Origin of the sequence: Pseudomonas sp. FP1742, assembly GCF_030687145.1 — a bacterium.
Classification (GTDB): domain Bacteria; phylum Pseudomonadota; class Gammaproteobacteria; order Pseudomonadales; family Pseudomonadaceae; genus Aquipseudomonas; species Aquipseudomonas frederiksbergensis_D.
The window spans coordinates 876,115-890,927 of the sequence record NZ_CP117460.1; the positions used below are offsets into that span (position 1 = coordinate 876,115).

General features: G+C 48.7%; 13 protein-coding genes and 1 pseudogene. 3 read left to right on the forward strand and 11 right to left on the reverse strand.

The features are described 5' to 3' along the window. Positions 1-403 precede the first annotated feature (403 nt). The 9 genes and pseudogenes from PSH64_RS03765 to PSH64_RS03805 all read right to left on the reverse strand — a co-directional run bounded on the left by PSH64_RS03765 (position 404) and on the right by PSH64_RS03805 (position 8,376). Positions 404-772, reverse strand: coding sequence for a DUF6124 family protein (locus tag PSH64_RS03765; protein ID WP_305479975.1), 369 nt, complete (start codon positions 770-772; stop codon positions 404-406). Between the two features lie 241 nt (positions 773-1,013). Then, complete coding sequence (locus tag PSH64_RS03770; RefSeq protein ID WP_305479977.1) at positions 1,014-2,054, reverse strand: DMT family transporter; 1,041 nt, start codon at positions 2,052-2,054, stop codon at positions 1,014-1,016. A gap of 156 nt (positions 2,055-2,210) precedes the next feature. Further along, the gene (locus PSH64_RS03775; RefSeq protein ID WP_028939924.1) at positions 2,211-2,468 is read right to left on the reverse strand and encodes a hypothetical protein; all 258 of its coding nucleotides are present in this window, start codon (positions 2,466-2,468) and stop codon (positions 2,211-2,213) included. A 35-nt stretch (positions 2,469-2,503) separates the two neighbouring features. Further along, a complete protein-coding gene (locus PSH64_RS03780) occupies positions 2,504-2,878 on the reverse strand; it encodes a DUF6124 family protein (protein WP_305479980.1) in 375 nt (124 codons plus the stop codon). 192 nt (positions 2,879-3,070) lie between these two features. After that, positions 3,071-3,247, reverse strand: a pseudogene (locus PSH64_RS03785) (hydrolase); the annotation flags it as partial. Positions 3,248-3,737: 490 nt separating this feature from the next. Then, a complete protein-coding gene (locus PSH64_RS03790; RefSeq protein ID WP_305479982.1) occupies positions 3,738-4,208 on the reverse strand; it encodes a GIY-YIG nuclease family protein in 471 nt (156 codons plus the stop codon). A 299-nt stretch (positions 4,209-4,507) separates the two neighbouring features. After that, entirely contained in the window at positions 4,508-5,209 is a 702-nt protein-coding gene (locus PSH64_RS03795; RefSeq protein ID WP_305479984.1) for an HNH endonuclease, read from the reverse strand. Further along, positions 5,202-6,680: an AAA family ATPase gene (locus PSH64_RS03800; protein ID WP_305479986.1), complete on the reverse strand. Its 1,479-nt coding sequence runs from the start codon at positions 6,678-6,680 to the stop codon at positions 5,202-5,204. Before PSH64_RS03800 ends, PSH64_RS03795 begins: the two co-directional genes overlap by 8 nt. A 265-nt stretch (positions 6,681-6,945) precedes the next feature. Beyond that, positions 6,946-8,376 (reverse strand): IS1182 family transposase, encoded by a 1,431-nt coding sequence (locus PSH64_RS03805; protein ID WP_305478053.1) that lies wholly within the window; start codon positions 8,374-8,376, stop codon positions 6,946-6,948. A gap of 888 nt (positions 8,377-9,264) precedes the next feature. Between PSH64_RS03805 and PSH64_RS03810 the strand changes: the two genes are divergently transcribed. Together PSH64_RS03810 and PSH64_RS03815 are read left to right on the forward strand one after the other, a co-directional pair. After that, positions 9,265-10,329, forward strand: coding sequence for an AAA family ATPase (locus PSH64_RS03810; RefSeq protein WP_305479988.1), 1,065 nt, complete (start codon positions 9,265-9,267; stop codon positions 10,327-10,329). Between the two features lie 3 nt (positions 10,330-10,332). Continuing rightward, complete coding sequence (locus tag PSH64_RS03815; protein WP_305479990.1) at positions 10,333-11,220, forward strand: HNH endonuclease; 888 nt, start codon at positions 10,333-10,335, stop codon at positions 11,218-11,220. Positions 11,221-11,469: 249 nt separating this feature from the next. Here the strand turns inward: PSH64_RS03815 and PSH64_RS03820 are convergent, their stop codons facing one another. Continuing rightward, entirely contained in the window at positions 11,470-11,886 is a 417-nt protein-coding gene (locus tag PSH64_RS03820) for a hypothetical protein (RefSeq protein WP_305479992.1), read from the reverse strand. A gap of 1 nt (position 11,887) precedes the next feature. After that, a complete protein-coding gene (locus tag PSH64_RS03825) occupies positions 11,888-12,460 on the reverse strand; it encodes a Panacea domain-containing protein (RefSeq protein ID WP_305479994.1) in 573 nt (190 codons plus the stop codon). A gap of 293 nt (positions 12,461-12,753) precedes the next feature. Between PSH64_RS03825 and PSH64_RS03830 the strand changes: the two genes are divergently transcribed. Then, positions 12,754-14,544: an ATP-dependent endonuclease gene (locus tag PSH64_RS03830; RefSeq protein WP_305479996.1), complete on the forward strand. Its 1,791-nt coding sequence runs from the start codon at positions 12,754-12,756 to the stop codon at positions 14,542-14,544. Positions 14,545-14,813: the final 269 nt, after the last annotated feature.

The following is a 14,813-nucleotide window of genomic DNA, read 5'->3' on the forward strand; positions in this document are numbered from 1 at the left end:
CGATGGATGGATTCTGGTCGTAAGGGTGAACTCAAGCAACTGGTCGGGGACGAACCGCTGTTTTGTTTGGGCAGAGTAGGTTTGAAGCGTGAGCTACACAATCAGCTTGGAGTCGTCACGGCTTGCAGGAAATTTCTGAAAACCCTGCCCTGTAAGTCGCTTGGGCAAAACGTGGCTAATCTGTCGTCTATTGAGTCGACAGTAAGTTACAGATTATGAAACCTACTGTTGAGTCATCTGACACTGCATTGTCTCGTATAACTAACATTCAGCTTCAATTGTCACGCATACAGAACATCTCTACCCATTCAAAGCCCAAAAAGGCACCTGCGATATTCTCGTCAGGTGCCTTTTTGTGTTGGGGGAGCGGTAAAGACTCCATTCGATCAACGAGCGCGATCACTCAGTGAAGAACGGGAGGCTCGCCCACGGCCACCGACGCGTTTGGATCAAGGTTATCCTTCGCTCGGTTGACCAAAAGCTCGGTCAGCATCGTCAACTGCTGAAGCGCCAGTGCCACACTGCGCTGTGGGCCTTCGAGTCGATTGGCAAAGTCCAGGGTCATGACGTTGAGGGACGCCAGGGTTTCGCTGGCATGAGCGAGCAGGGTGAGCGTGTCGACGTCGGGGCGGACGCTGAAGATGTTCCTGTTCGGGGTGCGCTGGCGGGCGCTGACGGTGTGTTCGGTGGCTTTGGGGCGTTGGGTTGAGTTGAGGGTTTCAGGCTGTGAAGTGGCCGGATTTTTCAGTGGGAGTCGGATGATCTTTTTCATAAGGGCGTTCCATTGGTTTAGGGATCCTTACGTGAGTTCGGCTTGTCAAAACCGTCCGCAGGGTCGCAGCGAAGGGTGAAGACTATCTTCCAGAAATGTTGTTCGCCAGTTCATGGGAGTCGCTACGGGTTGCAGGAAAATTCCCGGGATGACGTGGCTCTGATCTGTCAGAAAAATCCGCGTTCACTGCGTATGGTCCTGAGCAACCGCCGGGCCGGAGACTCCTCCGTCGCAGTCTCGCTCAGTGTTTGTGCCTGTGATGGATATCGGGAAAGTGCGGATGACTGTGTTGGATGGGCGCGTGGTCGTGCAAATGGCTATGAGGTTCAGTGCCGTCCCACTCAAAGGCATGTTCATGTTGATGGTGCGCATCGTGAATATGCGGATGCTCATGCGTTTGCGGATCGTGTTGGTGTTCGTGAGAGTGGCTCTCGGTCAGGTGTATCCAGACGCCAATCCCCATCAGGCCTGCAGCCACCCAAAACACCCACGTCACTGCTTCGCCCAACAACAGGATGGAAATAGCGGCCCCCAGGAACGGTGCAGTCGAGAAGTACGCACCTGTGCGCGCTGTGCCAAGCCCCCGCAAAGCCAAAACGAACAGCACCAGGCTAACGCCGTAGCCCAAAAAGCCGACGAGTAGCGTTGGCCCCAGCAGAGACCATTCAGGGAGATGCATGCCAAGCGCAAACCCTAACGCGCAGTTGACGACCCCGGCGACCAATCCTTTGATGCCAGCGATAAACAATGCATCCGATGCGGAAACCTTCCGGGTAAGGTTGTTATCGATGGCCCAACAAAAACAGGCAATCACCACGGCGACCGGGCCAACCCAACCATGGATCCCTGTGGAAGTTTGAGGCCAACCCAAGAGCACGCCACCGGCCACTATTGCGATCATTCCAATGACGATCCGCCGGTCGGCGTTCTCCTTGAACACCATCCAGGCAAGCAGGGCGGTCAACACCGCCTCAAGGTTCAGCAACAGCGATGCAGTGGTAGCTGACGTGAGGGTAAGGCCGAACATTAGAGCCACCGGCCCCAGCACCCCGCCGAACGCGATAGCGCCAATGAGCCATGGCCATTCGGATATCGATAAGCCGACAGGCTGCCAGCCGCGATCACGGATCAGCCGGGTGACTGTAAGACCCAAGCCACTTCCCAGGTAAAGCAAACCGGCGAGCAAGACGGGGGAAACGTTCAGCCCGAGGACCTTGGCAAGCGGTGTGCTGGCACCAAACAGCGCTGCAGCCCCCAAGGCGTATAAAACGCTTTTGTTCATCATCTGTTCCGTAGCAAAAGGCAATGTTGAGAAACACGATACTCGTCATGCATCGATAGCGCATTGAATCGAATCCACAAAAAAGGCACCTGCGATATTCTCGTCAGATGCCTTTCTGCGTTGGGCGCGCGGCAACGATGTCCTGTGCCGGATTCGTTAAGACGCAGAGACCTGCCTCTGCAACCGCCGCCCAACCACATCCAGCAAATCGCAACCATCGCGCAACGAAGTCACCAACACCCGCGCCAGCTCGCTGTGAACGCCTTCGTTCACAGCGAAACTCTCCAGCAATTGAGTCGCCGTGCGGATGCGGTAAGCCGCCGTTTCATGCAGCACATCCAGCGGCGCTTCGGTGTCGATCAGCAGCGACGCGATAGTGCAGTCGATGCCGGTGATCGGCATGTATCGATCCATGACAAAACCTCCATTCGATCAACGAGCGCGATCACTCAGTGGCAGGCGGGCTCGACCGCCGGCATGGGCGAATCGAGGTTATCCAGCGCTCGATTGATCAACATCTCGGCCAGCACCGCCAATTGCTGCATCGCCAAGGCCACGTTGCGATGCGAGCCTTCGAGCTGGTCGGCCAGGTCGGTGGTCATGACGTTCAGGGAGGCCAGGGTTTCGCTGGCGTGACCGAGCAGGGTGGGTGTGTCGACGTCGGGGAGGATGGTGAACACATGGCTCACGGGATCGGGCTGTTTCGGGTTGCGCAAGCGGGCGCTGACGGCGCGTTGGGTGGCTTTGGAGAGTTGGGTCAGGTCGAGGTCTTCCGATTCTGAAATGGCTGGGTTCTCAAGTGGATTTCGGGTGGTCTTTTTCATAAGGGCGTTCCATTGATTTAGGGGCCCTACGCTATTTCGGCCTGTCAAAACCGTCCGCTGGGTTGCTGCGGTGGGGAAAGACTATCCTCCCGAAGCGTTGTGCACCAGTTCATGGAAGTCGCTACGGATTGCGGGAAATTTCCTAGGACGGTGAGTGGGAGTCTGTCAGGCAGAAGTCCTCAGCGCTTCGCATAACCGGTCAGCCAGGATCAGGCTGTCATCGTCCGGTGCTGGGTGCCAACCGAGTTGTTCCTGGAAAGGAATTTTGGTTTCGTCGTGGTGTTCGACGGTGGCGACCCTGGGCAGGGTGCCGATGAGTGTCTGGATGCCGTCGATGAGCCATAGGGGCCGGGCAAAGCTGGGCTGCATGTCGATAATCAGCGATGATCAGGGGGGGCTTGGCGCATGGCATCTCCGAGGGTAGTCGTGGCAATGGTTGCATTTTTGGTCGCGGATGATTTGTCGTGGCTTGGTGGCCGAAAATTTACCAAACCCCAGATGCAACAAAGCCCGCACTTGGCGGGCTTTGTTAGCTTCGATTGGTGGGCCGGGGTAATCTGAACTGATCGTGTATCTATCTGATTCGAATAATAAATTGGGTAAGATTTTTTTTGATGGAATACCTTATGGAATACCGCTGAATGCACAGCGGTTGTGTAACTAACAATGACTGCGATGACATGCTCGCAAGAGGGGGCACCTTGTCCAAGGTACGTCGCCCAGAAGGATCCATTGTAGGCAGCAACCGATCCGTATCTGACGTTTGCCAAAGGTAGAAAACGGCCAAAAGCGGACAGTCTCACTGGGACTGGGCTGGCGAGCTGAAAGCATGTCCCGGCGAGCGTGCTTGAATGCCTTGCTATGTATTCCTGCGCCGAGTAAGCGGGAAGACAAATGGCTTTTCTTGAGTTAAATTTATTTCGTTTAGCTTGTATTTAAACCTAATATCACTACAACTAAATCGTCGAATTAGATTTTTCACTTCAATGTCACTTAGCTCGTAATTCCAAGGCTGAATTATAGAGCCACCCCTAACTTTATCGAAACCATACTTTTGCCCCAGGGCTACGGTGATAGTATTTTCAATCTCTGTAACCCAGAAACAATCGCCAATTGATCTAAAAGCCGCATGTAAATGAGTTGCTTTTCTCTTTCCCGTCAGGCCGCTCTCCGTATATTTGACAGCGCCCTTTTTCTTTAATGTAGAGTAAGGGCTTTTCTTACCATGGCTTCGCAGCCTTGATCTCAACCCCTTAGCTGTGCCCACGTACCATGAGTTCAGTTCAAGCTTCAAAATATAGATATACCAATTTCTAATTTCTTCACTCATTTTCCGGAATCAAATTGTGCATAACGATTAAGCTAATTCGTCTGAGACACTACTCGATTCGCACTGAGCGTGTCTATTGCAAGTTGGTTACGCCGCACGGCAGGAATAGGTCTGTAGAGGTCGAAGCGTCTCATGCAGGTGTCTATCGGAGCGAGGGGAGCCCCAAAACGTCCGCTCTTGGCCGTTTTCAGCCCTTCGTGACAGGCAGAAAACGGCCAGAAGCAGTCATTCGAAGAAAGCGGGGCGATTCAAGCTACAGCAAAGCTATTGAATCATTTATCCATGAATAATCCATTCGTTCATGCATATTGCTTAACAAGCTCGCCTGCAACCTTCTTGATATTATCGCTCATCAAATCCTGAACGATCGTCATAAGTGCAAGTTGCTCATGAGAGGTTTTTGCCTCCTGAAGCTCGTGTCCCAAGCGGATGAGAACAGCAGGTACATTACTTTCAACGCATCCATAGCCTGCAAATTTATAGACAAACCGCAACAATCCGCAGATTTCAATCATTTCTCTGCCTTCGTCAGTAATGGGAAGATAGAGCATGGCTTCCTTAACGACCCTTACATGATGAGAATAGTTATGATAGTGCGGGTGACAGAACGTATAGTCGCTAGCTGAGCTGGGGTATGTCTTACGTTCCTTATTTTTAAGTACGCCTTTTCTGCCCTTGATCGTATTACAGTCTTTACAGCAGACACACAAATTTCTAGGCTCAAACATAAAAGCCGGGTACTCATCTTTATTTATGATGTGTTCAGTATCCCACATGCCATTATGCTTAACCTCCATCCGCTGTCTACAATACGCACACCTATAGTCTTGCACACGCAAATAGTGGTCTTTAATTTCTTTCTTTACTAAAACTAACGCCTTTTCATCACCATCCCAATAATTTCCTCTTTTTTCGGGCGAATATAAGAATGCGTCAACAAATTTAGCCGAAGGTTCAGTGTACCTGACCTCGGGGAACGCATAATATGCTTCGTCAGCCATCGGAGCGTACCTCCGAGGTCGCAGCTACAACCAAAGAGTATAGCTGGCGAACTGGATCGGATTTTTCAAGTGAATTTTCTAGATCACGAATTCTGGATATAATTTCGTAATCATCGTTAGAAAGCTCGACCCCCTCAGATAGCTTGCTGAGCAACTTCAGAAGCTCTCGCATTAAATATTCGTTTTTGAATCCTGGAGCAGAAAAAATATTAGCTAGCTGATAATCCGCAGATCGTCGATTAGAGTTCGCCGCATCTAGAAGTACTGACTTCTGCATATCTAGAATGTAACAATTTTCACTCTCTAGCCTTGAAACAATCTGAGGTGAATGAGTGGCTATAATAAAATGACAGGACTTAAATCCCCTAAAAGTATTCATAAGGAGATCAATGTACCGCTCTTGCCATTCTGGATGGAGACAAATCTCTGGCTCATCTATGCAAATCAATGCACCGTCTTTTATCTGAGAAGCTATTCCCAGCATAGCTAAAACTATACACTGCTCGCCCGAACTTGCATCGCTAATCTTAAAAGGTTTGGCGTGGCCTTTTTTGTGAAGCTCTAAGCTGCGAAGCTTAAGTAAGCCGGCCTCCATCATGGGGATAAATCTATCATTTACGGGAGAACCAGTTACATCATTAAAGACACCTCTATTTGTGATCATTACCTCTAGCTTTTTATCTTTAAAATTTGTTCTATGCTCATGCAGATAATACTTAACAGAATCGACAAGCCTATATTTTTCCTCGTCTGCCTGTTCATCCATTCGCATCATTAGCCGACGAAACTCAGACCCTGCTCGGCGCTCACCAATCAAGAACTCATTTATAACTTCAACCGGATTTTCGCTCTCTGAAATTTGAGATAAAACCGGGACAGTAATATCGCAAGTAAAGCTCGCCTTGATTGCAGGATTGAACCCCAAGTAGCTTAAAACGCCTAGAACAGTTTTTATTCTTCCAGCATCGCCAGCTAACGCCCGAATCAACCCTGCAATAATTCGAACCATAAAAGACATGCTTAGATTTCCACTATACAGCCCTCTTAATCCCAAGTAATGATAGTAACCTAGGCTAGACTCAACAAGTCGATAATCGGCATTTTTAATTAAAGGATTGCTAACTGGAAATCTATCAAATGGACTTGTAGATAACGCAATAACGGCAGTTGGTAGATCAAACGCATCCTTCTGTTCAGGATCGATGGCGCCATTCCGACTCGAAATACATTTTGTGACGATGTGATTCAACAGTCGGCTTTTACCTGAACCATTCTTACCTACAATAGTAGTAAATATGTTTTGATCTAGTTTGTTTTGCGAAGAGTAAAATTTTAATTTTTTCCCATTGAAATTAATTGAATCTATCACAAGGCTCCCACTTATAGGTTTTTGAATTTTATCTTCGTTTAGTCTATCTGACGGCTGTCCTAATGCCAGTCTTTCTCGCCGAAGGTTATCAGTATCGAACATTTGATTAACTTTAAAACTATATCAAGCCCCTCACGCACGCAGGTGATAAGTAAAAAAAATGATGGGAGTCGCCCCCAGTTTGGCGACAGTAAGTGACCGCTTTTGGCCCAGAGTGTGTAAAAACGCTCATGGCCTCATCGTCTTGGATCATCGACGTTATTGGCGGAACGATCACAAGGCAAATGCTGCGTGTCGTATCAGTCGTGACCTGGAACACATCAACGTCGCTTTTACAGTCTCTGGGATGGGCCAAAATCAGCCTTTTTTAGGCCAGCAACGCCTTCATTAAACCGTTGGCACCGATGATTTTCATGACCCGTTTCAGGTTGTAGGCGAGCACATTCAAGCTCATCTCCGCACTCACCCCGGCCAGCTTCCGCGTCAGGAAGTGCGTTGCACCCATCCACTGTTTGAGCGTCCCGAAGGGATGCTCAACCGTCCGTTTTCGGACTCGCATCATCTCCGGGGCTTTGCTCAGCCGAAGCTGCATTGCCTCCAATACGGCTTCATGTTCCCAGCGGCGAATTCGTCGTTGCGTGCTCGGTGTGCACTGCGGCTTCATGGCGCAGCCTTGGCAATTCGAACTCCAGTAACGGTGAAACTTCAGGCCTTTTTCAACGCTGGAAAAACGCCAAATCAATACCTCTCCAGCCGGACAAATGTATTCATTTTTTGAAGCGTCGTAGATGAAGACATCATTGTTGAAACGCCCATCGGCTTTGGCTGCTGAGGTCATCGGCTTGGGCACATAGGCGGTGATATTTGCATCGTGACAAGCCAGGATTTGTTCACTTTTGAAGTAACCTCGATCAGCCACTACCGACAGCGTTTCTGACGCCATCGCCTCGCGGGCTTGCTTGGCCATCGAGCTGAGTTGATCGCGGTCGGAACCGACGTTGGTCACCTCGTGCGCAACGATCAGATGGTGCTGCGTATCGACCGCTGTCTGCACGTTGTAGCCGACGATTCCGGTGCCGCGCGTCATCATGGAGCGAGCGTCTGGATCGGTCAGTGAGACCTGTTTATCCGGCGACTCGTTGAGCTGAATTTCAATCGCTTGAAGCTCCTTCATTTGCGCCTTCAGCTTGGCGATTTTCTCTTCCAGCCGCACGACACTGGGCTCGGAAGCTGTGGGTTCTTGCTGATCGGCAGCATCGAGTACCGTCAGGTAACGGTTGATGCTCGATTCAATTTCTTCCATCCGCCGCTTTAGTTTGGCGCTGGTGAAATTGCGGTCACGGTTGTTGACTGCCTTGAATTTGCTGCCGTCGATGGCCACCAGATTTTCTCCGAACAATCCCAACCGCTGACACAGCACAACGAACTGGCGACAGACGCCTCGGATGGCCTTGCTGTTGTCTTTTCGGAAGTTGGCGATGGTCTTGAAGTCCGGCATCAAACGCCCGATCAACCACATCAGTTCAACGTTGCGTTGAGCTTCTCGCTCCAGCCGTCGGCTCGACTGAATGCGGTTGAGATAGCCGTAGATGTAGATCTTCAGCAGGATCGAAGGGTGGTAAGCAGGCCGGCCTGTGCCAGCAGGAATAGCACCGTCAAAACCCAGATTGACCAGGTCGAGTTCATCGACGAAGACGTCGACTATGCGCACCGGATTGGAATCGTTGACATAGTCGTCGAGGCTTTCGGGAAGTAAGGTGCTTTGCCCTCGATGTTCACCTTGGATGAAGCGCTTCATGGGCGATCCCTGCGATGAAATCCTCAGAAATCATAGCAGGACTAACGGCGGCGTTATGTTCAGACATTGATGCGTTTTTCGACCGCCTGTAGTTGCCTTACCGGGTCCCAACCACTCGGCGACGCTTGAGCTTTGCTCCACCAAAGCATTCCTTTAGAGATCCATAACCTGCGCAAATCAGCATGAGCAGACGTCGCGTCATCATAGCCAAACTGCGTGCCGCAGGACGGGCACATGCCAAACGAAGAGCAACCAACGTCGTCGTATGGAGGCTCTTCAAGCCCCGCGTATCCACAAACCGGACAAAGATATGAAACGTTGCCTGCAATCATCCAGCCCCCAGATTTCTAGCCTCTAGCCCAGTTTGTCGGCGTGCCTGCTGATCTCTGGAGTTTTATACTGAGCAACTGATGTCTGACCTGACCTAGGCTGAGTAGGGCAAAACATTCCGGAGTGGAAACGGCTAACAAGGGTTTTGACACACTCTGGGCCATAAGCGGTCAGTCATGACCGACCGCTATCGACCTAAAGCTGCCCTTCTATCGGGTAGGAGCGGACTGCCGGACTTTGGTGGTCTTAAGTGCAATCTAGATATGTTGTCATAGCCAGATGAGCGTTGATGAAGCAAAAATATGCCCTAAAAGTACCTGTGGAACCCCCACAAGGATGAGTGATTGACATGACGATTGTGCATGCCGAGCAGAGAGAGAGCTCAGTTAGTTACTGATCTGGAGGCGGCAACCGGGTTCAAAGATACGCTTGCAATGGCATAGTGATGTCGGCGATTCTTATTTGAAAGTGAAGCAGCCGAAATGTGCATGAGCGCTCAGCGAAATTCATAGCACAGACGCCGCACCGGCTAAGCAGACATCAGCTTGGAAGCTATAAATGAAACTGTCGTTCGTAGTGGGACCCAACGGAGTCGGAAAGAGCCAGCACCTTATCGAGCTAGCGCGCGCGAGTCAGGAAAGGCATGCGATTTTTATATGTAATACCGTCCATGATCGCTCGTATGTGCTGAAAAATACCAAGCGGTTTTCGATCAGAAATTCGGCCTCCCGCCCTGCCAATGTCATAAAGTCTGTTGTAAAGAAAGTGCTGAAAGAAGGCAGTCATAGGCTCAATCAAATCGACCGCGTCCTCAGTTATTGCGGTTATCAATCGTATATTACAATCACAGTGAAAACTGGCGAGTTGGACCGCCGTGCGGAGGGGCACGCCGACATCGCATTTATTCAGCACATGCTCGGTTTGATGGAACGATCTTTTGAAGGAAATAACCGAAAGGAGTTTCATGTAAATTTTAATGGTGATTACGACACCAATACTGTCGTTTTCTTAGAGTCGCTGTTCACAAATAGCAAAACCTATAAGCATCTCGGATTGATCAGGGCGATCGATATCGATCTGTATCGGAAAGATGGTTCGAGAGTTCCGCTCGCGCACGCAAGCTCTGGCGAACTCAGCCTGATTACTTCCATGTTGTTTATTCTTTCAGAAATGGAAGGTTCAAATCTATTGCTGATTGACGAGCCAGAAAATAGTTTGCACCCCAAGTGGCAACGTGAGTACATCAGAACCCTCTACAGCCTGCTTTCCTATCACGAGATTGAAATAGTAGTTGCGACACACTCGCCGCTCATTGTGGCAGGTGCGCGAATGGAAATGGATGTGAATGCAAGCATCTATCATCCTTCAAATGGTCTTTTAGACAAATCATACTCCAAGAATATCGAAAGCTTGCTGTGGGAGCAATTCGATACAATTTCCCCCTCTAGTCGATTTCTCAGTGACAGGCTGTCTATAGAGTTGGATAGGCTTTCGAGAAAGGAAATCACTGAAAAGAGTGCCCAGGATTTTATCGACAGTGCAATGAGCGCTTCTTTCGATGATACGCAAAACGACCTGTTTCTTGCGGCCAAGAAACTAGCTGCCAGCATTGCGAGAGGATAGTACGTGTACAAGGATCCTCTACTTCCGGCTTTATCTGGATTCATCATCAGTGCTGAAGAACAGGCAGCAGTTGATTTCGCGCTGACCCTCGACGATTCATGGAAGCTTGAACAAAAGGCGATGGAGCCGGTTCGTGGTATTTTAAAGTCTCTAAAGGATCGTATAAGAGCCTTTCATCTCCTAAGGCAAGCCGGGCTCTGCTGCTATTGCAGAGACCCACTGCCCAACGATAGTGGTATTTTGGTAGATAGGGAGCATATTATTCCCAAGAGCCACTTAAAAAGTTTGACTTATGTGATAACCAATCTCTCGGTTGCATGCAAAAGGTGCAATATGGAGATCAAAAAAAATAAGCTTGCGATACTGGAGGATCCTGTATCTATCGAAGCTAATCACTTGAACGAGAGCGCTTATCGCATCATTCATCCGAATTTTGAAGATTTTGAGCAGTTTATAGTCAGGAAGCAAGAGCAGGAAGGGAAAGCTGTATTAGTGAAGTTCATAACCAAACTCGATTGTGATAAAACGAGCTTCACACTGAATTTTTTCAAGCTTAGAGACCTCGAGCGAAATACATTCGACGCTGCCCAAGGGATCCCTGTACCCACAGCAGAGCAAAGTCTGGTCGCTCATGCATTGGAGGCGGAAGTAAACAACCAATCTGCGTTGGCACAACATATAGTGCAGATGCTTGGTGAGGGGCCTGAGGAGGGAGGAAGGGGTTCAGACATGGTTGAGTATAATCTAGTGGGAGGGAAGAGAAATGTGCGAGAAACGCATCGGCTGACCACCGGCTACCTGATATCCCGCGGTCAAAAAAAACATACCCCGAAAGATCCCCTAGCTCCCCTTGATGCGCCGCTATTGAGGCTTCCTGCTCCCAAAAATTGATCAACTGCGGAAGAGAGTCAAATTGATTTTTTTTCAATAAAATCGCCATAGACGGAAAACGGTCATCCGCTCTGCATCCTATAACCGCTCTATAATTCTCTATAAACCGTTTCCCAGCCAGAGCTAATGGCGCTTTCGCAGTTACGAAAGCGTTTACACACTCTGGTTACCTTTCCTGACAGGCTGCTATCGGCCAAAAGCGGACGATTAATAAAAACCTGCCAAAGGTGTTTTGGTACGAAGGCGGGATTATGAAGGAGCCAAACTGCCGTCGATCATGGATTCTTGAACCACGCTGATGTCATCTGATCCCTTAGCGCAAAACTGAACGTCCCGAGTGAATGCGCTTCCAAGATGGCCAATCCTAAAAACGTCGCCGATAGCTAACCCCTGAGTCAGCTGATTCTCACTGAGTTCATAAAACTCACTCAAGCAAATCCAGGTATTCTTCGGAAAGCAGGTGGACTTAGCAGGAAAAAAGAAAGCAGCGAATCTATTGGCACTCTGGCAGCCGAAATCATTCCGATAGTGGTGCCCTTGAGATGTAGTTTTGGCCACCAGGACTATCCCATTTTTCAAGTTGCCCAAAACAACCAAATACTTGTCTTTGGTTGTGCCATCAGCAAATAGAAATTCTTTATGGAGATAGATTGTTCCTGGGGTCACGTTATTTCCTTAGCGTGGCGACCAATTCTGCTCGATCGGCGGCAAGGCTCATAACGGCACCCTCCTCCTGCCTACGCACAGCCATACGGTACGGGATGCTCTCTTGCTTTCGCCCCTCGACTTCGTAGATCTGATGCCATGGCAGATTTTCGAGGTGAGTTTCCTCCACCATTTGCTCTGCATCAGAGTTTTTAAACTGATCTGCCAAACTGTGCATGATACGAAGCTCGCGCTTTGAAAAATGCGATGAGTCGAATTCGCTTAACGCCTCGACTCTAAGCATTTGCCCTTTGGCTGTAGAGAAGAATTCGAACGAGCAATTTCCATCCCAATCTTGCTCAGGACGCTTCAGTTCCTCGAAGAGGTCGGTGGGAACAGGCCCCATTGGCCATGCGAAATACTCCAGCCCAGTGACTGGTCGGCCGGTATCTTTAAAATGCGTAAAGTCCAAGAAATACAAGAGCTTAAAAAGCTTTGTCTTACCCAGCTTTCGCGTATTTTGCGCAAAAAACTTGACCGCTTCGATCAGCTTTTCGCGTTCATGGTTGATTAACATAGGTAGAGGATAGCTCAATGCGCGATCTGGACTCTATAGCATTGGATCGTCGGTGTTCAACAGGCCTTCATCTGGGCTGCGCAGGCAGCAACGACGGAGGTGGTACAAGCCGTAAAGGTTCACAGGTCGGCAAAGGGGGTGTAGCAGCAATTTTAAATGGCAAACACCTAAGATTAGCAGTCAATTCAGAAACTACTCACAACAAATGACATTCCACATTTTCTTGACTTGAAGCAATTGAAAAACGTCGACGATCTGTCCCATGATGCCATTTAGATATCAATCCGATATCATTTCAGGGAAAGATCAAGATGAGGCTTCATAGATTAGAAATTAGTGGTTTTAAACGCATCCACTCCGCGACTGTTGAATTCGGCGAAGCGACGTTCTTAATCGGTGCGAATAATGCCGGCAAGAGTTCCGTATTGCAGGCAGTAGAGTGGCTGCTTTCGGCTAGAACCGTAATGGATCAGTGTTTTTATTGCTCAGAAGCTGATCCTGAAACGGGGGAAAACAAGATTTCTTGCAAGACCGTCACATTGGAAGCTGAGTTTCGTGATGTTCCTGACCAATCGAGCGAGTGGAGAGGGTTTAAAGGAAGAGTCTTTAATTATGACCCTGGAGAGTCGGGAGAGACAGGAAAGAGCATTTTTTACAGAAAAACCTACAGCCTTGGGGAAAGTGCAATTACTGAATTGAAATCTTTTGCTCGCACTCTTCACCCCGATTTTTCCGCAATTAACAAACCGTTGGACTTATTGGAAAGGGGTATTGATCCCGGCGTTGTGCAAGAGCTATTCAAAGACATGGATAAAAAAATAAGTGCTGCTGACCGCGCTAAGCTGGAGCTAATTGACGAGATCTGGGATGTTTCAGAGGATGAAGTTTGGGACAAAAACCCAGGCGGAATTAGTAGCGTGGTACTATCAAAACTGCCAAATTTTTTATTGATACCTGCGGAATCTTCAGCCCACGAATTCGACAAGGCTGGCGTCCTCCATAAAACTCTTAATGAGCTTTTCAAGGATGTCAGAGAAACATCCGAACACTTCAAAACTGCTCAACATAGTCTGAATCTGCTAGCGAAAGAGCTAGATCCTTCCGACGCGGCGTCGGAGTTTGGGAAGATGATGCTAGAACTAAATAAAGTTTTGAGCGGTGTCTTTCCTGAATCCAGAATCTTCGCTTCTGCAGATCTTTCAGGGCCAGAATCCTTGAATCCGGTGTTCGCAATTGAGATGTCGAGCAACATCCGTACTAGTATCGCTAATCAAGGAACTGGAATGGTGCGCGCTGCGGTTTTTGGACTTCTGCGGTTCCGTCAGCAATGGCTAAAAAAAAGGGGTGGCAACGATGATCGCGGACTCATAATAGGGTTTGAAGAGCCTGAAATATTTCTTCATCCCAGCGCAGCAAATCAAATGCGTGATTTGATTTACGAGCTTTCAGGCGGTACGTCTCAAATAGTAGCTACTACTCACTCCCCATATTTAATAGATCTATCTAGAAAACCCAAACAGGTTTTAAATCGCTTCCATTATGAACTGGGGCACTCAACAATACACGCATTCTCCGTTTCTGAGAAATTTCGAGAACTTCAGGCAGACGACAAGGATCAAGTGAAAATGCTGATAAAGCTTGACGATCACGTGTCTCGAATTTTCTTTACTCGCAAGGTTGTCGTTGTAGAAGGTGATACTGAAGAGGTTTTGATAAAAGAAGCTATCCGTCGAATGAGTCCGGAGCTTCGAGCGAAAGTTTTATCTGGAAGCGAAATAGTTAAAGCCAGAGGCAAGGCTGCGATCATAGGATTAGTAAAGTATCTTAATGCCCTGAACGTTAATTATTATGTGATTCATGATAGAGACCAAGGTACCGCTGGCGCTGAAGTATTCAACCAGCCAATTGCGGACGCCGTTGGAGACAATAAAAAAATCACTATGCTACATGAGTGCGTAGAGGACTTGATAGGCTACCCCGCCCCCAGCTCGGAAAAACCGTTTAAAGCTTATCGGGAGACTTTAACTTGGAATGAAAGTTGGGAGGGCGTTCCGCAATCGTTACGAGACGTAATGGTGAAAGCATTCAGCCCTTATATTTAGCTTATTTGTTATCAGTTGCAATAATTAGAGATTCCCCATCTGATTAGGAAATCCGATACAGGAAGCGGTGGGTAAATTTTGTATGCGATCCAGCACCATTTTCTGAGTACTCTCTGCTCCAGTTTGGTGCTGGCTCGGTTTAGCCGTGTGGTACTCGACGCCATGGTGAGATCCGTGTGCAGTCGGTATATACCCAGCAACGGTCTTAAAAATCGCGTGGCAGGATGTTCCGATTTTGGGGTTGTAAATGCGGAGCTTGGCAGCGCAAA